We start from the raw sequence: 21,208 nt of genomic DNA, 5'->3' as shown, positions 1-21,208 counted from the left end.
AGAGGCCGATGTGGTACGCGCCACACCGGTGGCGGATCGGCGGGCGGCGCCCGGGGGTTGGGCCGTTCGCCCGAGTTCGCTAGGGTCCTGCGACATGGCACACAATCCCCACGCACCGCAGGGTCCCGAGGGCTCCTACGACCCGGCCGGCAGCACCCAGATGTTCCGCGCCTTCGTCGACGAGGGCGAGCCGCAGCGCGCGCAGCAGCCCGCCGCCGTCTCCTCCGGTCCGAGGACCGGACTGATCGCCGGGATCGTCGCGGTGGTCATCGTGCTGGGCGCGGTCGCCTGGCTCGCGTTCGGCTGACCGACCCGTCACGCGCCCCGGCCCGCATCCGTCTTCGCGCCGCTTCCTCGCCGATCCGCGAGGGGGCGGCGCTTCGGTGTGCGGCCGCCGCCGTACGGGAACGCGCACCGGCCGCCGAGGAGGCCCCGGCGGCCGGTGGTGAGGCGGGTGCGGACTCAGTCCGCGATGAGCCCTTCCCTGAGCTGGGCGAGCGTACGCGTCAGCAGACGGGAGACGTGCATCTGCGAGATGCCCACCTCCTCGCCGATCTGCGACTGGGTCATGTTGGCGAAGAACCGCAGCATGATGATCTGGCGCTCACGCGGCGGGAGCTTGGCCAGCAGCGGCTTGAGCGATTCGCGGTACTCGACGCCTTCCAGCGCCGTGTCCTCGTAACCCAGCCGGTCGGCCAGCGAGCCCTCGCCGCCGTCGTCCTCCGGGGCGGGCGAGTCCAGCGACGAGGCGGTGTAGGCGTTGCCCACGGCCAGACCGTCGACCACCTCCTCCTCGGAGACGCCGAGCGCCCGGGCCAGCTCCGGCACGGTCGGCGAGCGGTCGAGCTTCTGCGCGAGCTCGTCGCTGGTCCGGGTGAGGGCGAGCCGGAGCTCCTGGAGCCGGCGCGGCACCCGCACCGACCACGAGGTGTCGCGGAAGAAGCGCTTGATCTCGCCCACGACGGTCGGCATCGCGAACGTCGGGAACTCCACGCCCCGTTCGCAGTCGAAGCGGTCGATCGCCTTGATCAGGCCGATGGTGCCGACCTGGACGATGTCCTCCATCGGTTCGTTACGGCTCCGGAACCGCGCCGCCGCGTACCGCACGAGGGGCAGGTTGAGCTCGATGAGTGTGTCCCGCACATAGGCACGCTCCGGGCTGTCGGTCCCACCGGGACCCGGGGCGGGGCCCAGCGCGGCGAGCCGCAGGAACAGGGAGCGGGAGAGCGTGCGGGTGTCGATGGCTTCCGGCGAGCTGGTGAGCGCAACGGGTGCCGGCTCGCTCTTTTCGAGCGTGAGCACCTTCGAGCTGCCCTGTTCTTCGGACATGCCACCCCCTTGAGGTCGCGGACGGTCGCGGTGGCCACGACCATCGGAGGAACGCAGCCTCCACCTGAATACCGGAGGCGGGGCTGCGGCAAACTCACTTCCCGCAGAATGTCACATGTCGGCAACACGCTGTAGTGACTTGTCGACAAGTCCAGGGGGAGTCTGCGCAGTTAACAAGGGGTGTGGGGCTTTTGGGCCCCGGGAAACGCCCCGGGAACGGTCTACCCGTTTCGGTTACGCCTCGATCCTGTTTGCGGATCGGAGTCTGGCGAAACTCCGGGCCAGGAGCCTTGACACATGCATCTGAGAGACCCCCAGTTCGGCACTGATCTGGGACTGCGTCAGGTTGCTGTAGTACCGCAGCAGCAGGATCCGCTGCTCCCGCTCGGGCAGTTGTACGAGGAGGTGCCGGACCAGATCCCGGTGCTCGACGCCCGCGAGGGCCGGGTCCTCGTAGCCGAGCCGGTCGAGGAGGCCGGGGAGCCCGTCGCCCTCCTGGGCGGCCTCCAGTGAGGTCGCGTGGTACGAGCGCCCGGCCTCGATGCAGGCCAGCACCTCGTCCTCGGAGATCTTCAGCCGCTCGGCGATCTCCGCGGTGGTGGGCGAGCGGCCGTGCGCGGTCGTCAGGTCCTCGGTGGCGCCGGTGACCTGCACCCAGAGCTCGTGCAGCCGGCGGGGGACGTGGACGGTGCGCACGTTGTCCCGGAAGTACCGCTTGATCTCGCCGACCACGGTGGGCATCGCGAACGTCGGGAACTGGACGCCGCGTTCGGGGTCGAAGCGGTCGATCGCGTTGATCAGCCCGATGGTGCCGACCTGGACGACGTCCTCCATCGGCTCGTTCCGGCTGCGGAAGCGCGCGGCGGCGTACCGCACGAGCGGGAGGTTGGCCTCGATCAGCGCGGTGCGCACCCGGTCGTGCTCCGCGGTGCCCGGCTCCAGGTTCTTGAGCTGCCCGAAGAGCACCTGGGTGAGCGCCCTGGTGTCGGCGGTCCGGGACCGGGCGGGGGCGGCCGTCTCGTCGGGGGTCTCGTGGACCGTCGTCTGCACCTGGCCCGGCGGCTGGGCCGACGGCCCGGCGGGCGGGGCGGCCGGTGCCGCCTGGTGGACCTGGGGAGGCACTTGAGGCGCTGTACTGGCCGGCACGATGACGCCACCCCTTCGCGGTCAACAACTACGGCTTGCGGTCAACTTCAGTCAATCCGTCCGTCAAAAGCGGTCATAGCATCACAAGACATGACCACTATGTGCAAGCACCCCATAGCGCCGTGTTGACCTTGCCCGGGTTTAAAACGTGCGCCGGGCGTCCATCGGGTCCTGGGACAAAGAAAAGCCCCTCACCGTCGCGGTGAGGGGCTCGCAGGGCCGAAGGCGTCAGAACGGGTAGTCGGCGATCACCCAGGTGGCGAATTCACGCCACTGACCGGCGGCCGCCTGATGGTCCGGGTGCTCGATGTAACGCTTCAGCGCGGCCTCGTCCGCGACCGCCGAGTTGATGGCGAAGTCGTACGCGATCGGCCGGTCGGTGATGTTCCAGGCGCACTCCCAGAACTCCAGCTCCGGGATGGTCCCTTCCAGTGCCCGGAACGCCTCCGCACCCGCGACGACCCTGGGGTCGTCCCGCTCGACGCCGTCGTTCAGCTTGAACAGGACCAGATGGCGGATCACGCGGTACCCCTAGTTGACGAGCTCGGACATGAAGTCGCCGACGCCCTGCGCGGCGTCCGCGATGCCCTCGAACCCTACTTGCACCAGGTCCGCGGCCCGGGCGGGGGAGTTGATGATCGTGTAGAGCACGAAGACGACAATCACGTAGAGAGCTATCTTCTTCGCTTGCACCATCGGCCCCTGACTCCCCTTCGATCCCCTGCGGTTTCGATCCCCTGTGCGGTCGGGCGAGTCTATCCACACGTATGCGCGGATCCATCGGCCGTTTCCGTCCCGGGCCGCGACCACGGCCCCGGAGGCCAGGGACCAACGTCCCGCGCATCGGGGCCCTTGGTCCGCCCGCGAGGGGGTCCCGGCGAGGCAGGATGGAAGGTGAGCCCCTCGGACTCCGGGGGGCCGGGAACGGGACCCCTGCCGGGGACCATGCCGTGGCCTCCCCCGACCGCGGCAAGGAGCGGCAGGCCCCGTGACCGGGGGAAGCGGCACATCCCCCCGATGCCGCTTCCCCCTCCTCCTACTTCTTGTCGCGCGAGCCCTTGTTTCGCGGGCCCGTGCTCGGGTTTTCCGGGCCCGCGCTCGGGGAAGCCGGCGCATCGCCCAGCGCGTCGTACAGGTCCCGCCGGCTGATCCCGAACGGGCGGAGCACCGTGCTCAGGGTGCGCGCGGTGACCCCCTGCTCCACCAGCAGCGGGACCAGGGGGCGCAAGTCCACGTTCCAGGCGGCCCGCTCCGGCGGAGCCAGGACGAACACGCCCTCCTCCTCGCCCCCGACGGCCTCGGCCGCCTCGGAGAGCGGCAGCCACCTCACCCCGTGCCCGAGATCGGCATGCCCGTCCGGCACGGCGATCCGGCGGTCCTCGGCGGACCCGGCCAGCACCTCCGCGAGCACGGCGAGATCGGCGGCGGGCGCCCGGAACACCACGGGGGCCGGTGCCGTCCGCAGCAGCTCCGCCTGCGGCGCGGAGGCGAGCGCCCGGCGGTCGGTCCGGCCCAGGTGGACCACCGGAGCGACCGGCAGGCCCGCCGCGAGCAGCGCCGGTACGGTCCCGGTCGCGTCGCCCGTCACCTCGAACCGGGCCCCCTGAGCCGCCGCGTCGGCCAGCCACGCCCCGGCCGCCTGCGAGACGCCCTCCAACGGGCCGGAGACGGACGCGGCGATCACCCCGCCGTCCGCGAGGGCCGCGCGCGCCTCGTCCGGGACGCGCGCCGCGTCCAGGTCCACCGAGGCGTCCGCCGCGCGCCACAGCAGCCCCGGGCGCCCCTCCGGTTCGGGCAGGCCGCGGCGGTGGACGAGCACCAGCGGCCGGCGCGGCCCGGACTCGGTGAGCGTCAGGGTCACCTCGGTCGCCGGGTCTCCCAGCGCGGCCACGAAGTCCGGGTCGAGGTCGCTCGCCACCAGGGTGCTGCGGAAGGCGAAGGTGTCCGGTGAGGCGTGGTCGCTGCGCCGGAGCACCAGGCGGTCGGTCACCTCGTGGTGCGGGTTGACGACGGCGGTCCCGGTCGCGACGTGCGGCCCGGCCGCGAGGCGGACGGCGACGGGGCCGCGCAGGAGGGCCAGACCCTCCTGGTCGAAGGCGGCGGCCACCCCTACGACGCAGGTCGCCCGGGGCGTGATCTCCCGCTCGCCGGTGAACTCCAGGGTCTTGGCGTGGGTGGCGCGGACGTGTCCGTGGCCCCGGGCGTGGATCTTCATTGCCTTCTCCAGGGCCTAGGTGCGTTGTCCGGACCGGTCATCGTAGTCCGCGGGCGCGGAGCGGTCCGGCGGTGGCCCAGTAGACTTCCCGGCATGTTCGAACACCTCCGCCATAAGCCGGGCACCCCTCTGCTCCGTAACCGCGAGCTCGTCATCGCGTGCTCGGCGTTTCGCAGCCGTGTGAATCTGTCCAGCGTGGTGCGCACGGCGGGGTGCTGCGGAGTCGAGCGGATCATCGCCTGCGGCAATGTGAAACTCGACCCGAAGATCGCGCGCGACGGTGCCGAGAACGTCGAGATTGAAATGCGCCGGAGCCTTCCGCCGGTGCTGAAGAAGATGCGCGAGGACGGTTACACCATCATCGCGCTCGAACAGGCCACCAATTCGAAGAGCCTGCACGAGATCAGCTTCCCCCGTAAGTCGGTCATCGTCCTCGGAAACGAGCGGACCGGCCTCAAGGAGGACGAGCTCGCGTGTGTGGACGAGTGCGTGGAGATCCCGGTCTGGGGCTCCCCGCACAGCTACAACGTCGCCACGGCCGGCGCCATGGCCATGTACGAGTACTGCAGGCAGTTCCCGACGGGCTGACCCGCCGGGCTCACTCCTCCGGTCCGGCCGTGACCGCCGTCAGGGTCGCGATGACCTCGGTGCTGTCCGAGTCCAGCCTGCGCGCCCAGGACGAGGAGACCGCGGCGGCGTCCTCGGCCTTCGTGAGCTGGAAACCGGTGACCTTCCAGCCGGCGGCGAGCGCCCTTTCGCCGAGCACCTCTTCGACGTACGAAGGGGTCAGCTCCGGAAGGCCCTGGATGTCCCGTGGCACGGGCTCCCGCCAAATGCTGGTGCCGACCGTGGCCGTGAGCGGCGCATTCGGCTTGGCGACCGTACGAAGGCCGCTCCAGATGTCCTCGTCGCCCCGCACGAGACCGTGGAGCAATTTCCCCCACGGCATCAGGACCAGCAATTCATCGGCGGCCCCCCGCAGCTCCTCCGGGGCATTCTCGATCGCCGCGTTCACGAGCAGCAGATTGGGTACGCCGCCCTTGGCGGGTTTGCGGCGGCTGCGAATGCTGGTCTGCGTCATCCGCTGCCAGGCCGGGTCCACGCCCACGACCAGCCAGTCCGGATTCTCCTTGGCGATGCGATAGGACGCCCGGGCGTCCCCCGTACCGACATCGACGACGACCCGGGAACTCTCCTGGACCAGCCGCTCGAATTCACCCTCGGCGGCCTTTTCGAGCTTCTTGCCCCGCACGATCTGCATCACGGCCAGTGCTTTCTTCTCTCGGCTGTCCGGACGGCGGCGGCCGGCCCCGGCGGGCGTCCCGCCGCCCCCGGCATGATCCCCCAGCACGGGGCCCGGTGACCAACCGGCACCGGACGCGGGCACACGCAAAACCGCCCCCGATCCGTTCACACGGTTCGGGGGCGGTTCTCGCTGGCGGTAGCGGAGGGATTTGAACCCTCGGTGAGTTTCCCCACACTCGCTTTCGAGGCGAGCTCCTTCGGCCGCTCGGACACGCTACCGAGAGAGAGCTTAGACCATGTTGGCCGTACGCCGAAATCCGTTACGGGACCACGCCCCGCACCCCGGCCCGGCCAGGTCAGCGGTCCCGGAAGAAGGCCGTCAGCGGGGCCGCGCACTCGGCCTCCAGGACCCCGGCGACCACCTCGGGGCGGTGGTTGAGGCGGCGGTCGCGTACGACGTCCCAGAGCGAGCCGGCGGCACCGGCCTTCTCGTCCCGGGCGCCGTAGACCACCCGGTCCACCCGGGCCTGCACCAGGGCGCCCGCGCACATCGTGCAGGGCTCCAGGGTGACCACCAGGGTGCAGCCGGACAGGCGCCACTCACCGAGTGCGGCGGCGGCCCGGCGCAGCGCCAGGACCTCGGCGTGCGCGGTCGGGTCCCCGGTCGCCTCGCGCTCGTTGTGCCCGGTGGCCAGCGGCGCGCCGTCCGGGCCGAGGACGACGGCGCCGACCGGTACGTCACCGGTCGCCGCCGCACGGTCGGCCTCGGCCAGGGCACGGCGCATCACCGCCCGCCACGGGTCCCGTACGGGATCGGGCAGGTCCGGGGCGTGCGGACGGAATGCTTCGGTCACCCGCGGACCCCAGGGTCTTTCCTTTGGACCAGGCCGGGCTCGCGGGCTCTGGCACCGCGCCTCGCGGCGTTGTCGTCAATCACCAACGCTCCGCGTTGCCTCAATCCTCCGCCTTGCGATGCACGGCACCAGAGCCCGCTCCCTGTTCCGGCCTGATCCAAAGGAAAGACCCTAGCGGACGGTCTCCAGCACCTCGGCCGCCCCGAGGGCGTCCGCGATCTCGGCCAGGGCGTCCGTCCGCAGCATCAGCAGCTCGGCCTCGGGGAGCCCGAGGTCGGACAGGACCCCGGAGTCGCCGATCGGGCCGGCCGGGACGACGCCCGCGGAGGGCCCTTCGTCGTCATCGTCATCGTCGTTGGCGGCGGTGGTCTCGGGCTCGCCGTCCTCGGTGCCGTCGAGGCCGACGAGCTCCTCCAGGGCGGCGATCGTGTCCTCGGCGCCTGGTTCGCGGCCGAGCAGTTCGTCGGTGAGCAGGATCTCCCCGTACGAGGAGCGGGCGGCGGCGGAGGCGTCCGAGACGTAGATCCGGGGGTCCTCCTCACCGTCCACCCGGACGACGCCGAACCAGGCGTCCTCCTGCTCGATGAATACGAGCACCGTGTCCTCGTCAACCGAGGCGTCACGGGCCAGATCCGTCAGGTCGGACAGGGTCTCCACATCGTCGAGCTCCGTGTCGCTCGCTTCCCACCCGTCTTCGGTGCGCGCGAGCAGTGCGGCGAAGTACACCGTGACTCTCCCACTGGTCTCGGGGCCAAGGGCCGGTCCGGGCGGGGAGCAGTCGGTGCTCCGGCTGCCCTGCGTCCCGCCCAATCGGCATCGTGACAGAAACCGGCGCTTCGCGAGAGCAGTTCGGCGGTTGAGTCGGCCATCAGTTCTCTCCACCACCGTCACCAGCGGCTTTTCCGCAGGCCGGGGGGCTACCAGCGGAACGTACGCATCCGCATGGCCTGGCGCATTCGGGCGGCTTTGACCCGCCGCGGCTGCACCCGGTCGCGCAGCGCCTTCGCCTCGTGGAGCTCGCGGAGGAACTGGGCGCGCCGACGGCGGCGCTGTGCGTCGGTCTCGGCCGCGTCGGGGGAGTCCGGTGCGTCGGGGGAGTCCGGTGCGTCGGGGGTGTCCGGTGTGCTCCGGGGAGTCCGCGCGTTCCTGGGGTCCTCGGCGCTCTGTGCCCCGTCGGCCATCGGCTCTTCACCCCCAAGCTGGCTGCGTCGCTGGGTCCGTATGCCACCACCTTCCCCCCGAACGTGTGGATGATGCCAGCGCACGGGTGCGGAAGGCGCGGCTACGCTGGGAGTCATGCGGATCCACGTCGTCGACCACCCGCTGGTCGCGCACAAACTCACCACCCTGCGCGACAAGCGCACCGACTCCCCGACCTTCCGGCGCCTCGCCGACGAGCTGGTGACCCTGCTCGCGTACGAGGCCACCCGCGATGTGCGCACCGAACAGGTCGACATCGAGACCCCGGTGACACCCACCACCGGCGTGAAGCTGTCGTACCCCCGCCCCCTGGTCGTCCCGATCCTGCGGGCCGGTCTCGGCATGCTGGACGGCATGGTCCGGCTGCTGCCGACCGCCGAGGTGGGCTTCCTGGGCATGATCCGCGACGAGGAGACGCTGAAGGCGTCCACGTACGCGAGCCGGATGCCCGACGACCTCTCGGGCCGCCAGGTCTACGTCCTGGACCCGATGCTGGCCACGGGAGGCACGCTCGTCGCGGCCATCCAGGAGCTGATCAGGCGCGGCGCGGACGACGTCACCGCGGTCGTGCTCCTCGCCGCCCCGGAGGGGGTCGAGGTCATGGAGCGCGAGCTCGCCGGGACGCCGGTCACCGTGGTCACCGCCTCGGTCGACGAGCGGCTCAATGAGAACGGCTACATCGTGCCGGGCCTCGGCGACGCGGGCGACCGCATGTACGGCACCGTCGACTAGGCACTCCCGCGCGAACGCCCCCGCTCGGCGCCGTCCTCAGCAGGAGGAGGGCGCCGGGGCGGGCTTCGTCAGCGCGGACAGCGCGGCGGCGGCCGTCTGCGGCTTGCTGAACGCCGTGAACTTCTTGCCGATGATCAGATCGACCGCCCCGTTCTTGCGGGCGTCGGTCTTTGTCGTGGCCCCGGGCAGCTGGGCGCCCAGCACCGGGAACGTGCCGTCGTTGGCGGCCGGGGCGCCGAGCAGGATGCCCGTACCCGCCACCTTCTTGTCGTACGCGGCGGGCGCGTTCCCCACCTCGCCGATCTTGAACCCGCGCTTCTTCAGCTCGTCGGCGGCCGCCTTGGCGAGACCGCCGCGCGTGGTCGCGTTGTAGACGTTGACCGTGATCTTCGCGGGCTGCGGCAGCACCTTGGCGGGTTTCGACGCCTCCGGGGACGGGCAGCGCTCGGTCCGGTCGGCGGCGCTGGCCGTCTTGTCGCCGCCCGTGAAGACATCGATGAGCTGCAAGGTGCCCCATCCGGCCAGCCCGAGGGCGACCACGGAGGCGAGGGTCGCGAGGACCACTTTGCTGCGGCGGCGGGGGCGTCGCATGCGGGGGTACTTGTCACCCGTGATGCGGTACTTTCCGCCCATGCCGGGGGGAGTGAGCATGCTCATGGGCGCAGCGTAGTGCGACCCGGTGATGATGCCTACTAAATGATCAATGGATCGCACCCGTCCGGGTGGGAAAACACCCGAACGAACCCCGTACGGGCTCCGGGGCGTCAGCCGAGTTCGAGCACGCGGGCGTGCAGCACCTGGCGCTGCTGGAGCGCGGCACGGACCGCGCGGTGCAGCCCGTCCTCCAGGTAGAGGTCGCCCTGCCACTTCACGACGTGCGCGAAGAGGTCGCCGTAGAACGTGGAGTCCTCGGCGAGCAGGGTTTCGAGGTCCAGCTGTCCCTTGGTGGTCACGAGCTGGTCGAGGCGGACCGGGCGCGGCGCGACATCCGCCCACTGCCGGGTGCTTTCCCGGCCGTGGTCGGGATAAGGCTTCCCATTTCCGATGCGCTTGAAGATCACACGGAAAGCCTACCGGTCAGGAGCCACCGGGCGCAGCCACGATTGCCACCACGCCGCGTACAAGAAGGCTCACTTGCCCTTCGCCGCGGCTTTCGCGGCCTTCGCCGCCTGCTTGGCCTCCTGCTTGAACGCGCGCACCTCGGCCAGTGACTCGGGGCCTGTGATGTCCGCGACGGACCGGTGCGAGCCCTCCTCCCCGTACGGCCCCGCCGCCTCGCGCCAGCCCGGCGGCCGGACCCCGAACTGCTTGCCGAGGAGCGCGAGGAAGATCTGCGCCTTCTGCGTACCGAACCCGGGCAGGGCGTTGAGCCGCCGCCGCAGCTCCGCCCCGGTCGCGGCATCGGTCCATACGGCGGCCGCCTCACCGTCGTACTGCGCCACCAGGAACTGGCACAGCTGCTGCACCCGCTTCGCCATCGAGCCCGGATAGCGGTGCAGCGCGGGTTTGGCGGTGAACAGTCCGGTGAACGCCTCCGGGTCGTACGAGGCGATCTCATGGGCGTCCAGATCATCCTTGCCCATGCGCTGCGCCAGGGCGTGCGGGCCCGCGAAGGCCCACTCCATCGGCACCTGCTGGTCGAGCAGCATGCCCACCAGGGCGGCGAGCGGACTGCGTGCGAGAAGCTCGTCCGCCGCCGGCTCCTGGGCGATCCGGAGGGTGATGTCTCGGCCATCGTCGCTCTTGGTCATGGGCGGCATCATGACGAGCGCCGGGGGCGACGGCCAGCACAACCACCGCCGACCGAGCGGTTTGCAGCCGTTTGCCGGTCAGCGGGGGTCGGCTCAGGCCCCCGCGGGCGCCGGGACCGGGGTACTTTCCGGCTCCGGGGCGGGTGTGCGGCGGGTGCGGCGCTCGGCCTGCGCGAGGTGGGCGATCACGTGCGAGTGAAAGCGGTCCACCGCGTTGTCGACGCTGCGGATGAACCCGGTCTCGGCGTTGCCCCGCGTGGCGCCCATGCTCTTGAAGAGCGAGAGCCGGAACCCCGTGATCCGGCTGCCGTCGCGGGGAAGCACGTCGCCCGGCTCCGGACGGAGGCGTTCCAGGGTGCCGCGGGGGCCTTTCTGCCCCTCGACCAGCGTCTCGACGTGCAGATCGGCGGGTGCCTCGGCGAGCTGCCGCATCAGGCGCTTGGCGGACGTCAGCGGGTAGCCCCCCTCGGGCACCGGGATCTCCACCGAGGTGCGCAGTTTCCCGGTCCGCAGATCGGCGACGATCGTGATGGTGCCGGGCGATCCGTCCACCCGCAGTTCGGCGGCGAGCCGCCCCTCCTCGCAGAGCCGGTCGGCGTGCGCGGCGCGCCGCGAGAGGGCGGTGGTGCCGCGCGGGGTGCGCTGGACGGGCAGGGCCTTCTGCCCCAGCTCGCCGCCGATCCGCAGGCAGACCTGGCGGATGAGCCGTTCCCAGCTCTCCACGACCTCCACGGCGCGTGGGTCGCCCTGGCTGAGCGTCTCCTCGTCGATGCCGTTGCGCACGGGCACCCAGGAGGGGCCCATGTTCTGGAAGCCGTGGCAGCCGGAGTTCTCGTGCTGGAGGTAGTGCAGCAGCTCCTGGAGGAGCCACGCGTGGGCGGCGTTGCCCACACCCTCGTGCCGGATGAGCATCTGGGCCTGGTGCGCCACCTCCGCCCACGAGAGGTGCCACAGGGCCACCTTGTGCTTGCGCCGTCCGTCGGTCTTGACCTCGACCAGCGGGCTGCCCTCCAGCGCCACGTCGTTGGAGAGCGTGATCACCGCCTCGTAGCCGCGGCGGGCGGCGATGTCCATGTAGTTCTGGACCTGCTCCGACTTCAGCGCGTTCCCGTTGGTCTTCGTCTCCACGAGCGCGGTCCACAGCTTCCCCGCCCGCTCCACCCGGATCACCCCGTCGGGACGCTTCGGGGTCTCGCCGTGCGGGAGGGAGACCTCGGTGAAGGTCTGCATGCGCCCCGCGGGAGCCCCGAAGGCGGCGGTCAGCCGGCGCCCGAACTCCGGCACCTGCGCCATCACGGACAGCAGCACGGAGGTCGCCCGGACCTCGCGCTCCTTGTCGCTCTTGAGGTTCGAGGCGGGGAAGAGCCGTGCGGCCCGCCAGGAGTCGTTCTCGGCGAGCGACTTCGTGGCGACGGCGGGCAGGGTCACCTTCTTCTTCGCCGTACGGGCACGGGGGCGCTTGGGGGCGGGGGCGGCCGGCGGCTCTTCGACCGCCGAGGTTTTCGGGCCGGGCTGCGCGGGAACAGCGGGGAGCGGCTGGGAGGAACCGTCAGGGAGTGGCTGGGCGGCACCGGCGAACTCGACGGCGGGCGCGGCGCCTTCCCCGTCACCCGGGTCCGCAACCGCGTGCGCACCCTCGTCCGCCGACTCGTTCTCGCCCTCGTCGTCCACGTCGATGCCGAAGTCGGTGGCGAGTCCGGCGAGCCCGGTCTCGTAACCCTGGCCGACGGCCCGGTACTTCCACTCCGTACCGCGCCGGTACAGCTCGCCGAAGATGAAGGCGCTCTCCACGGACGCGTCGCCGATCGAGAACCCGAGCAGCACCTCGCCGGACCGGTCGGCGACGGTCATCCGCAGGTCGTCCAGGTCGCCGAAGCGGGAGCCGCCGTACCGGCTCGCGGCGACGACCAGGCGCTCGACGTCCTCGGGGACGGCGGTCAGGTCGAGGCTGATGCGGTCCTCGCTGCCGCCGTCCGTCGGCGTCTTGCCCAGCAGCTGCACGCTGCCGTCGGCCGCGGAGGGGTTGTTGTAGTAGAAGAAGTCGGCGTCGCCCCGGACCTTGCCCCCGGCGTCCAGCAGGAGCACGGACACGTCCGCGTCACCGTCCCCGGCGGTGCTGCTCCAGCTCAGGCTCGCGATGACCGTGCCGGCATCGTCGCTGAGGTCCGCCAGCCCGACGTTGGCACCCTTGGTCATCTCACGCATGCAGTCCCCCAGACGCGCGGCCGCGTCGGGTCGCGCCCTGGCGACGGCAGCAGGTTGTTCCGTGACGCAGCGCAACTCGCCGCACACGGGAGAACCGTATCCCCCGTATGGACTACCCGTGAAGGAATCGTGAAGTCCGATTGCGGTCCCCGCGGAGCCGGTGAGGTGGCCCCGCAGATATTGCGGGTCGCGCGCGGTGCGCTCATTGCTACCGTCGGTCCCACAACGCACCGACCCGTTCGCCGGACCAGAAGGATCTTCCTCATGCATGATGCCCGCGCCCTGATCGACATGGGTGCCGAAGCGGTACGCCGGCTCGCTCGTCGCGGTTACGCGCTGGACCTGCCCGCGCTGGAGGAGCTCCAGTCCCGGCGGAACCAGAACATCCGCTCGGCGGACGAGCTGCGTGCGGAGTCCAAGCGGGTGGCGAGCGAGGTCCAGCAGACGGCGCGTCAGGGCGGTGACATCACCAAGCTGAAGGAGCGGGCCCGCGAGCTGAAGGACGAGATCCGGAACATCGACGCGGACCAGGAGCAGGTCCAGGAGCAGCTGAGCGACCTCCTCCTCAGCATTCCGAACCTCCCGGCCGACGAGTCCCCGGACGGCGACAGCGACGCGGACGCGGTCGAGGTCAGGCGCGTGGGCACGCCGCCGGTGTTCTCCTTCGAGCCGAAGGACCACGTCGACCTCGGCGAGGCGACGGGCATCCTCGACTTCGCCCGGGCGACCAAGCTCTCGGGCCCCCGCTTCGCGGTGACGCGCGGCGCGGGCGCAGCCCTGGAGCGCGCCCTGGCGACCCTCTTCCTCGACCTGCACACCCGCCGCCACGGCTACGTGGAGCACGCGGTCCCGTATCTGGTCACCCGTAAGACCATGACCGGCACCGGACAGCTCCCGAAGTTCGAGGAGGACCTGTTCAAGACCGGGGTGGCCGACCGCGAGCTGTTCCTCATCCCGACGGCCGAGGTCCCGCTGACCAACCTGTACGCGGACGAGATCATCCCGCCCGCCGAGCTTCCCCTCGCGCTGACCGCGCAAACCCCGTGCTTCCGTTCCGAGGCGGGTTCGTACGGCCGGGACACCCGGGGCCTGATCCGCCAGCACCAGTTCTCCAAGGTGGAGATGGTCCGCATCGTCGACCCGGCGGAGGCGGACGCGGAGCTGGAGCAGATGGTCGGCCACGCCGAGGCGTGCCTGAAGGAGCTCGGCCTCGCCTACCGCGTCGTCATGCTCGCCGCCGGCGACACGGGCTTCTCGGCGCAGCTCACGTACGACATCGAGGTCTGGATCCCGAGCCAGAACACGTACCGCGAGATCTCCTCGGTCTCCAACTTCGGTACGTTCCAGGCCCGTCGCGCCCACATCCGCACCCGCGACGAGAACGGCAAGCCCAAGCTCGTCGCCACCCTCAACGGCTCCGGCCTCCCCATCGGCCGCACCCTGGCCGCCCTCCTCGAACAGTGCCAGCAGGAGGACGGCTCCCTCGTGCTCCCCGAGGCCCTGACCCCGTACCTCGGCTTCCGCCGGATCGCGGCGGACGGGACACCGGAGGCGTAAGGGGCCTCAGACCGCCGCCGCGCGCGGCTCGCCGTGGAACACCTCGCGCGCGTGCCAGTCGCGGTGGTCCCGGGCGACCGGGGCGGCGGAGGACTGCGGCCCGATGAGCGGGCGGCCGGCGAGCGCTATGACGTGCGCGCCGGCCGCCGCGCTGTGGCCGACGAAGCTCTGCGAGACGAGGATGCGGTCGTCGGCACCGAGGCCGAGGACACCCTTGTCGAACAGCTTGTGGTGCAGGGAGCAGAGGCAGAGCCCGTTCTCGACCACGTCCGGCCCGTCGAACGCCCACCACCGCACATGGGCGGCCTCAAGCCCGACGGGCACCGCGCCGATGCGCCCGTCGTACCCGCAGAACGCGCACCGGTACTCGTACGCCGTCAGCACCCACTCCCGCATCCGCGGATCCCGCCCCCGCCGCGCGGCCGCCCCCGCCTCGGCGATCTCGGCCGGCTGGAGCTCCAGCCCGACCGCCTCGCACAACTCCTCGTGCAGGGAGGGCGGGAAGTTGAGGTCGAGCAGCACCCGCGCCATCCGCCCGAGCAACGACGGCTCCCGCCGCAACGCGTCCCGCAACTCCGGCACCAGCCGCCCGGTCGCCCCCGTCGCCCGCAACTCCCGTACGCCGGTGCCGGGACTCCCCGCCCCGCGATCGGTGCGCACCTCCCACACCCCGTCGCTCACGAGATGGTGGAACGGATACGCGGGCGTCGTCGCACGCCCAGGCCCGTACTCATCCAGCAGCCGCTTCAGATCCGCCTCCACGGAGCTGTACCGCAGTTCCCCCGCGGCATCCTGCTGAAACCGCGCAAGCGCGTACAACACCAACAACGGCTTGTGCGGCGCCCGCACCCCACTCCGGGTCCACTGCCGCAGGGTCGCGGTACGTTCCAGCCAGTCCATGCGTCAGCCGGATCTCCTTGTGAGGGCCAAGCGCTGCGAAACACCGCCGATCATGGCACAGGGCTGTCCGGCTGCCCCATTGTCGGCGCGGATCAGCCCCATCGACGCCGGTTTTCCGTACACCGTCCGCGATACGGAACGGCGTTTGCCCAGGGGGACTTGGACACTACGATCCATGTTCATGACAGATATGGCAGGCAGCGGTTACGCACCCGTCCTGCTGGTGATCCGTCGCCACGTCGACTGCTGTCGGCAGTCCAGCGCGCTGTGTCGCTGACGTAACCGGCACGCCCCAAGGCGGGCGGCCCTTCTTCTCCTCGCGGCCCTCGCCGCCGCGCCCCCGTCGCTGACCGCTTCCGGTCCGTACCGCGCGGACGTTGTTTCGTGCCGGGCCCGCCCGATCCGATCTCCGGCGCGGGTAGTGACGCGGGACGGCCGAGGGCGTCGCTTTCCCGGTCCCGTAAGCCGGCCCCTTCCCGGCCGGCCCGCGTGTTACTCGCCCGATTGGACATCGCCATGCCGCGTCTCCCGTTGTTCCCGCGCGCCGCCGTGCTCGGTGCTGCTGCTCTGCTCGCGTTGGGGGCCGCCTTCCCGGCGCAGGCCGCCACGGTCTTCGACCCGCTCCCACCGCACAACCCGTACGCGGGGCCCCAGGGCACCGCGACCATGCACGGCGACACCGGCTCGTCCGACGCCACCCCGCTGGCGGGCCCGGGCACCGGACCGCTGACCTCCAGGCGCGTCGCCCTGCAGTCGGCCTGCCCGACCGTCCTGGTCGGCGCCGACGGATACCCGGTGGCGTTGTGCACGCCGATCCTCGGCCAGGTCCCCACCGTGCACCTGCTGGACCCGGCGACCGGCGACTCGCTGGCCCAGTTGAAGATCGCCAAGGGCTCGCTGCTCGGCGGGGTCTACGCGTACCTCGACCACCAGGACCGGCTGGTCGCGGTGGACGGCGACCGCGCCCTGCTGCGCATCGCCCACCGCCGGACGGCCTCCGGTGGCTGGGAGCTGTACGTCGCCAACTCGCTGTCGCTGGCGTCCGCCGTACCGGAGGGGGACGCGGTCACCGGCATCTCGCCGGACTGGCAGGGCCGCGTCTGGTTCGCCACCGGCGGCGGCATCGTGGGCACCGCCGACGACCGCACGGGCGCCGTCCACGCCCTGACGCTCCCCGCCGGGGAACGCGTCGGCAACTCCATCTCGACGGCACCCGCCGGCACCGCCGTCGCGACCACACAGGCCACCTATCTGCTGACCGCCGGGGCCGACGGCGTTCCCGGCATCGCCTGGCGGCAACCGTACGACCGAGGGCCCGCGCGCAAGCCCGGCCAGCTCAGCTGGGGCACCGGCTCCACCCCGACGTTCTTCGGCCCCCGCACCGGCACCGACTACCTCACGGTCGTGGACAACGCCGCCCCCACCGAGAACCTGCTCGTCTACCGCACGGACACCGGTGCCCAGGTGTGCTCCGTCCCCGTTCTCCGGACCGGTGGCAGCGGCAGCGAGAACTCCCCGGTGGGCGCCGGCAACTCCGTCTTCGTCGCGAGCACCTACGGATACCCCTACCCCGCGCTCCCCGACGACGCGGGCCCGTCCACTCCGGCCTCCGCCGACTTCAAGGGCGGCCTCAGCCGCGTCGACGTACGCGCGGACGGATCCGGCTGCGACCTGAAGTGGGACACCAGGATCCGCTCGGCGGCCGTACCCCGGCTGTCCACCGCGGACGGCCTCATCCACACGGTCGTCCGCGCCCCCGCCCTCCCCTTCACCGACACCACCTCGATCCTCGACTCGTTCTTCTACGCCGAGATCGACCCCGCGACCGGCAAGACCGTCCGCACCCACTACCTCGGCACGAGCGCCCTCTACGACACCCTCCAGATGGTCGGCTCCATCGCCCCCGGCGGCGTGATCTACCAGGGCACCATCACCGGGGTCCTGCGCATCGGCAACGAGTAACCCGCCAGAGCCCGAACGCGTCGAAGGGCCCCGCAGCAAGCTGCGGGGCCCTTCGACGTATTGCCCGGTGAGAGCAATGGCGGAGGATACGAGATTCGAACTCGTGAGGGGTTGCCCCCAACACGCTTTCCAAGCGTTCGTCTCGGCGCTCGGGTGGGACAGTGGCAGCCTGACGAGGAACGGAGCCGAAAACAGGCAGGGCGTCCGACGAGCGCCGTACGTCGGCGAACGAGAGCAGAATTGAGACGGCTAGGTGCCTTGCCCTGTGAGGCCGGGGACGGGGCTCGCCGGCGTGATGTGGTGCCACCCGGCGGTGACGTCGTGCTGTTGCTCGGCGCCTAGGCCGTGAGCAATCACCTCATGAGCCGAGAGGCCGGCACGGAGCCCCGACACACCGGTCCGTTCCAGTTTCACTCCAGCAGGAGGCGAAGCGAGCGAGGGGATCTACCTGTTCGGTTCCAAACCGCTTTCCCCGAGCCACTTTTCGCTGATATTGATAGCGGGTTGAATGACATCAGGGTAGCGGTCCGCGAGATACTCTTGCCGGATTTCCTTGCCAGTCCGTCGGTCCGTTACGATTTTCACGCCGGATGCCTTCATCTTCTTTAGTGTGCCAATGGAATCCCCTGATACGAGGGCATTGAACGCCTTGATGGCTTGGGCTGACTGTTGCACGCTGTCCCGGCTCACAACTCCACGGTTCACGTTGATCATGGTATTCGTGTACATCGCGCGCGGGTCTCTTCCGACGAACTCGCGGCTCTCCTCTCCGATGCCGTCGAAGAAAAGATCGGCAATGTGCTCCGGCCACACCTCCGTGATGATCTTGTGGGCGACGATCAAGCCCGTTGCGCTAGCGTGGCACTGCTTACCCTTGCTGATGAGGTGAACGATGCGTTTTTCTTCGACCGGCCAAGCTGGAACCAGCTCTTGTAGTTGTTCTGCGGTCAGCTTTCCGCTGGTCCACCTTGTCCAGTGGATCCCGGCTCCGCGGTTGGCGAGGATCTTCAGTGCGGCTGCGTATACGTTGGCATTGCTCTGCCGCATCTCGGTGATCTGAGCGACGAAGTCCCCAGCAGAACGGACGCGACCGCCGTCGATGGCAGCGAAGCTTTCTGGGCTGAGGTTGTACGTGACTTGAGCAGTCACCGTGGCGCCGGTCTCGATGATTGCGGCGGCGCGGTGTTGTCCGTCAATCAGGCAACCGTGCCAGTCCAGCGCGAACCCTTGGTGGGTTGTGCGGTATTGACCGTTCCGGAGAATGCTTTTGAATTTATCCACATTGGAGCGCTTCAAGGGGACGCGGTTGCATGTCCTCTTCTCCATCCAGGTGGAGCATTTTTCGGGCGTCACCTGGATGATCTCGGTGTACGGATCTTTGTCGCTTTCCTCGGTCACGACCTCTTCCTCTCGGTTGCGCCTGTGTTCGCGTGGCCTGGAGATGGTCCGGCGCACGTCCCGTCGGTTGCTGAAGATGCTAGAGGGGGGAATCGCTCGCCAGTGGTCGATGTCGTACTACTGCCATACGATGCAATTTTATTGAAAGATTTGATCATGATTGATCATTTCTATTCAGTGTTTTTCCATGTCGCCCGCTCCAGGAGGCAGTCACCTTGTCCGTCTTGCCTTCCTGAGGCTGCCTGTACATGTCAGGGCTGCACATATGCGCAGCGTGGACGCGCTCATGAGGGATCAGATGTGCCGTTGGAGGGGCGCTGACCTCGCTGTCCAGGGCGTTAAACGACGCTTTGCACCGCAACGGGCCGGCGGTGAGTCCACCCCCTCGGCAAGTGCTCCGGCCGTCTCTGGACTCCGACTAGAGCCATGTGAGGGCGTCACTCTGCTTCCCGAGCCCAAAGCAGCGGGCACTGAGCGTTTCCAGCGTTGCCTCTCCAGGGAGAGGGCGGCTCGGGCGATGACGCTCATGCGGCTGGGCTGATGCGGGATCTGCGGAAGACCTGCCCAGGCTTTCAGTCGTGCCATGCCGCGTTCGACGGGTGCACGGGCTGCGGACGACGCCCGGTTCGTGGTCTGCTCGTTTGGCGTGAGTTCGCCCCGCGGTGAGTACGGGCGGCAGTCAGGCCGTGGACCGGCCCGGCAGCGCTGTCGACAGCCGGAGGAACTCACCCGATGACGCGCCACGCGAACTCTGTGGAAACGAAGGCGATGCCGTCACCATCCTGAGAACGAGCGAACGCCTGAGTCGGACTATCCGGTGCGAAGGCAAACAAGCTCGGTGTAGTAGAGGGTCAGGGGCAGAGGACTTTCCACCCTGAGGGAGACGGATGGCTTGCTCTTCGCATCCTCATCCTTGATCACATCAGCAATCAGGATTCTGATGCGTTCGCTCTCCTCCTGTTCACGCTCCTGCTCGACACGCCTCTGTTCAGTGGCGCGTTGCTGTCGCTCGGTCTCCTCGCGTCTCTGGCTTGCTGTGCAAACCCCGCAGAGGTACGAGGGAGCCTCGGCATCCAGGTACTTGTCGCCCACCTTGTTTGCCCAGGACCGGTTGGTGACGCTGACCGGTTCGGAGCAGTTCATACAGGGTCAGTTGAGCGGGACCGTGTGAGCGTGTGCCGCCGCCCCTGCACCGATGTTGCTGGTCGCACCGATGCTGCTCACGGCTCGCGCCCAGGTGCCGGCGCCCTTGGCCTCCCCGTAGACGACGCTGATCTTCTGGGCATTTTCGTGAGCGTCGTGCTTGATCAAGACGCGGACGCGGGAAGCGTCTTCCGGGAGTTCCCAGATGATCGGCCGCAGAGTAGTTGCTCGTTGTTATGTCTGCCGAGAGTCATGTCCCCCGAGGCAGACCCAGTCGAAGAACCCCACCAGTCAAGGTAGTTGCATAAGTGGTACCCCTTGCCTGACTGTGTGCGCAGGCCAGCGGTTTGAGCGATTCGCGATCCGCAGCTGCTCGAATGCCTGGCGCACCACGACAGGCGCGACTGCCAGTCGGAGTCGGGCGGCAAATCGCCCTGGATGTTCATCCGTCGAGGGCGCGTGGGTGGCCGGCGACCGCTCGTCGCCTCGCATCTGCCGATCACGCACAAGGCGACGCTGGCGGAGAGCGCACAGCACAAGGCCACCAAAGAGCGGATCGTCGAGACCGCCGGACGTTACGGCCTGGACGCCGAGGCCGAGGTTCCCATCGGCAACCGGCGCAGCATCTGGGGCGCCGTAGTCGTCGGACCCGACGGCACGCGGATCGGCTGGGAGATCCAGTACCACCACCTCAGTCCCAGCAGCGTGCACCGGCGCTCGGTCAACGCCGTGGGGCACAGCATCAACCCCCTCTGGGTAACGAAGGACCGGATGGCCTCCCTGATCGACCGCGCTCCGTGGGTGCAGGTCGACGACATGCCGTGGAAGGACATCGCCAGCGGAAAGGAGATGGTGATCCGCGGTGGGTACCGGCACCTCGAAGTCTGGAAGTGCATACCGAGCAGCGAACGCCACTGCATCATCAGTGAGGGTGCCGGCCACTGTGGCGCGATTCACGCGGACTGGTTCGTGCCCGCGCTGTGCCTCCCGGAGAAGAAGCCGGTCTTCATCGAGGACTTGGTCCTGCAGAGCGCCACTGGTGAGAGCGTCCCGGTCTACGTGCCCAGCCGAGGAAGCGGCCGTGCCGGTCGGCGCATGTGGGTCTCGGCCGACGATTGTGCGCTGTGGCAGGAGCTCATCGGCGAGAAGTCGCCTCTCCCGGCGGCCCCGGCCGAAGAGGAGGACGACGTGATCACGTTCGCCGAGCAGGAGATCGACTGCGCCTGCCGAGCGGGGGAGGAGGGCTGGTTCGTCAGCGACGGCCGGCCCATTCGTGACCTTGACCAGCCGACCGGCGGCTTCACGCTTCCCCGCATGCCGGTCCAGCACTTCCGCGACCCGATGCGGATCACCACCGTGGAACGCGCCGCCGCCTCTGCCGCGCTGGGATGCCCGCCGTGGGAGCTCGGGCTGTGTGCTGGCTGCGGCCAGATGATGCGGCGCTACGGGCGCAACGCCGCCATGTACTGCAACGTGTGCCGTTCCGTCCTCAACGGGCGATAGCCGGGAACTGCAACCAAAACTGCAACCACATACGTCGAAGGGCCCCACCGCGAACGGTGGGGCCCTTC

At 69.8% G+C, this 21,208-nt stretch carries 22 protein-coding genes, 1 tRNA gene and 1 pseudogene; 6 read left to right on the top strand and 18 right to left on the bottom strand.

All coding sequences use genetic code 11. The features are described 5' to 3' along the window. The first annotated feature begins 94 nt into the window (after positions 1 to 94). Positions 95 to 307, top strand: a complete 213-nt coding sequence (locus AMK18_RS19980; protein WP_018101790.1) for a hypothetical protein — start codon at positions 95 to 97, stop codon at positions 305 to 307. Between the two features lie 155 nt (positions 308 to 462). Here the strand turns inward: AMK18_RS19980 and AMK18_RS19975 are convergent, their stop codons facing one another. The 5 genes from AMK18_RS19975 to AMK18_RS19960 form a co-directional block, all read right to left on the bottom strand. Then, a complete protein-coding gene (locus AMK18_RS19975; protein ID WP_018101789.1) occupies positions 463 to 1,329 on the bottom strand; it encodes an RNA polymerase sigma factor SigF in 867 nt (288 codons plus the stop codon). Between the two features lie 234 nt (positions 1,330 to 1,563). After that, positions 1,564 to 2,475 carry an RNA polymerase sigma factor SigF gene (locus tag AMK18_RS19970; RefSeq protein ID WP_026171347.1) on the bottom strand — a complete coding sequence of 304 codons (912 nt, stop codon included), beginning with the start codon at positions 2,473 to 2,475 and terminating at the stop codon, positions 1,564 to 1,566. A gap of 228 nt (positions 2,476 to 2,703) precedes the next feature. After that, a complete protein-coding gene (locus AMK18_RS19965; RefSeq protein ID WP_018101787.1) occupies positions 2,704 to 2,997 on the bottom strand; it encodes a Dabb family protein in 294 nt (97 codons plus the stop codon). A gap of 9 nt (positions 2,998 to 3,006) precedes the next feature. Beyond that, positions 3,007 to 3,171: a hypothetical protein gene (locus tag AMK18_RS34925; RefSeq protein WP_018101786.1), complete on the bottom strand. Its 165-nt coding sequence runs from the start codon at positions 3,169 to 3,171 to the stop codon at positions 3,007 to 3,009. A 340-nt stretch (positions 3,172 to 3,511) separates the two neighbouring features. Continuing rightward, positions 3,512 to 4,690 (bottom strand): DUF371 domain-containing protein, encoded by a 1,179-nt coding sequence (locus tag AMK18_RS19960; protein ID WP_073863798.1) that lies wholly within the window; start codon positions 4,688 to 4,690, stop codon positions 3,512 to 3,514. Positions 4,691 to 4,783: 93 nt separating this feature from the next. On the opposite strand from AMK18_RS19960, the gene AMK18_RS19955 reads away from it, so the two are divergent. Next, on the top strand, positions 4,784 to 5,278 hold the full coding sequence (locus AMK18_RS19955) for a TrmH family RNA methyltransferase (protein ID WP_018101784.1): 495 nt from the start codon (positions 4,784 to 4,786) through the stop codon (positions 5,276 to 5,278). Positions 5,279 to 5,288: 10 nt separating this feature from the next. Here the strand turns inward: AMK18_RS19955 and AMK18_RS19950 are convergent, their stop codons facing one another. From AMK18_RS19950 to AMK18_RS19930, 5 genes are all read right to left on the bottom strand, one after another. Then, entirely contained in the window at positions 5,289 to 5,951 is a 663-nt protein-coding gene (locus AMK18_RS19950) for a class I SAM-dependent methyltransferase (protein ID WP_073863797.1), read from the bottom strand. A gap of 175 nt (positions 5,952 to 6,126) precedes the next feature. Further along, positions 6,127 to 6,214, bottom strand: a tRNA-Ser gene (locus tag AMK18_RS19945). A gap of 77 nt (positions 6,215 to 6,291) precedes the next feature. Beyond that, on the bottom strand, positions 6,292 to 6,789 hold the full coding sequence (tadA, locus tag AMK18_RS19940) for a tRNA adenosine(34) deaminase TadA (protein ID WP_079199320.1): 498 nt from the start codon (positions 6,787 to 6,789) through the stop codon (positions 6,292 to 6,294). Between the two features lie 171 nt (positions 6,790 to 6,960). Further along, positions 6,961 to 7,515 carry a tRNA adenosine deaminase-associated protein gene (locus AMK18_RS19935; protein ID WP_073863796.1) on the bottom strand — a complete coding sequence of 185 codons (555 nt, stop codon included), beginning with the start codon at positions 7,513 to 7,515 and terminating at the stop codon, positions 6,961 to 6,963. Positions 7,516 to 7,706: 191 nt separating this feature from the next. Beyond that, positions 7,707 to 7,970, bottom strand: a complete 264-nt coding sequence (locus AMK18_RS19930; protein WP_073863795.1) for a hypothetical protein — start codon at positions 7,968 to 7,970, stop codon at positions 7,707 to 7,709. Positions 7,971 to 8,085: 115 nt separating this feature from the next. Between AMK18_RS19930 and upp the strand changes: the two genes are divergently transcribed. Further along, on the top strand, positions 8,086 to 8,721 hold the full coding sequence (gene upp / locus AMK18_RS19925; protein ID WP_018101779.1) for a uracil phosphoribosyltransferase: 636 nt from the start codon (positions 8,086 to 8,088) through the stop codon (positions 8,719 to 8,721). Positions 8,722 to 8,757: 36 nt separating this feature from the next. Here the strand turns inward: upp and AMK18_RS19920 are convergent, their stop codons facing one another. From AMK18_RS19920 to AMK18_RS19905, 4 genes are all read right to left on the bottom strand, one after another. Then, positions 8,758 to 9,354 (bottom strand): LytR C-terminal domain-containing protein, encoded by a 597-nt coding sequence (locus tag AMK18_RS19920; RefSeq protein WP_018101778.1) that lies wholly within the window; start codon positions 9,352 to 9,354, stop codon positions 8,758 to 8,760. A gap of 131 nt (positions 9,355 to 9,485) precedes the next feature. Then, positions 9,486 to 9,782: a type II toxin-antitoxin system VapB family antitoxin gene (locus AMK18_RS19915; RefSeq protein ID WP_018101777.1), complete on the bottom strand. Its 297-nt coding sequence runs from the start codon at positions 9,780 to 9,782 to the stop codon at positions 9,486 to 9,488. Positions 9,783 to 9,851: 69 nt separating this feature from the next. Continuing rightward, positions 9,852 to 10,472, bottom strand: coding sequence for an HhH-GPD-type base excision DNA repair protein (locus AMK18_RS19910; protein WP_018101776.1), 621 nt, complete (start codon positions 10,470 to 10,472; stop codon positions 9,852 to 9,854). A gap of 93 nt (positions 10,473 to 10,565) precedes the next feature. Beyond that, positions 10,566 to 12,668 (bottom strand): TerD family protein, encoded by a 2,103-nt coding sequence (locus tag AMK18_RS19905; RefSeq protein WP_073863794.1) that lies wholly within the window; start codon positions 12,666 to 12,668, stop codon positions 10,566 to 10,568. Positions 12,669 to 12,941: 273 nt separating this feature from the next. On the opposite strand from AMK18_RS19905, the gene serS reads away from it, so the two are divergent. After that, positions 12,942 to 14,234, top strand: coding sequence for a serine--tRNA ligase (gene serS / locus AMK18_RS19900; RefSeq protein ID WP_018101774.1), 1,293 nt, complete (start codon positions 12,942 to 12,944; stop codon positions 14,232 to 14,234). A 6-nt stretch (positions 14,235 to 14,240) separates the two neighbouring features. Here the strand turns inward: serS and AMK18_RS19895 are convergent, their stop codons facing one another. Continuing rightward, positions 14,241 to 15,134, bottom strand: coding sequence for a phosphorothioated DNA-binding restriction endonuclease (locus AMK18_RS19895; protein WP_073863793.1), 894 nt, complete (start codon positions 15,132 to 15,134; stop codon positions 14,241 to 14,243). 516 nt (positions 15,135 to 15,650) lie between these two features. Here AMK18_RS19895 and AMK18_RS19890 point away from each other — a divergent pair. After that, entirely contained in the window at positions 15,651 to 17,096 is a 1,446-nt protein-coding gene (locus AMK18_RS19890) for a hypothetical protein (protein ID WP_073863792.1), read from the top strand. Between the two features lie 444 nt (positions 17,097 to 17,540). Here the strand turns inward: AMK18_RS19890 and AMK18_RS19885 are convergent, their stop codons facing one another. The 3 genes and pseudogenes from AMK18_RS19885 to AMK18_RS19880 all read right to left on the bottom strand — a co-directional run bounded on the left by AMK18_RS19885 (position 17,541) and on the right by AMK18_RS19880 (position 19,637). Next, complete coding sequence (locus AMK18_RS19885) at positions 17,541 to 18,494, bottom strand: hypothetical protein (RefSeq protein WP_241836607.1); 954 nt, start codon at positions 18,492 to 18,494, stop codon at positions 17,541 to 17,543. A gap of 483 nt (positions 18,495 to 18,977) precedes the next feature. Further along, a pseudogene (locus AMK18_RS35265) lies at positions 18,978 to 19,157 on the bottom strand (transposase family protein); the annotation flags it as partial. A gap of 147 nt (positions 19,158 to 19,304) precedes the next feature. Then, entirely contained in the window at positions 19,305 to 19,637 is a 333-nt protein-coding gene (locus tag AMK18_RS19880; RefSeq protein ID WP_073863791.1) for a hypothetical protein, read from the bottom strand. Positions 19,638 to 20,075: 438 nt separating this feature from the next. Between AMK18_RS19880 and AMK18_RS19875 the strand changes: the two genes are divergently transcribed. Beyond that, the gene (locus AMK18_RS19875; RefSeq protein ID WP_241836606.1) at positions 20,076 to 21,140 is read left to right on the top strand and encodes a hypothetical protein; all 1,065 of its coding nucleotides are present in this window, start codon (positions 20,076 to 20,078) and stop codon (positions 21,138 to 21,140) included. Positions 21,141 to 21,208 lie beyond the last annotated feature (68 nt).

It is taken from the genome of Streptomyces sp. CB01249, from assembly GCF_001905735.1.
Lineage (GTDB): Bacteria > Actinomycetota > Actinomycetes > Streptomycetales > Streptomycetaceae > Streptomyces.
This window is presented reverse-complemented; position numbering and strand designations above follow the sequence as displayed.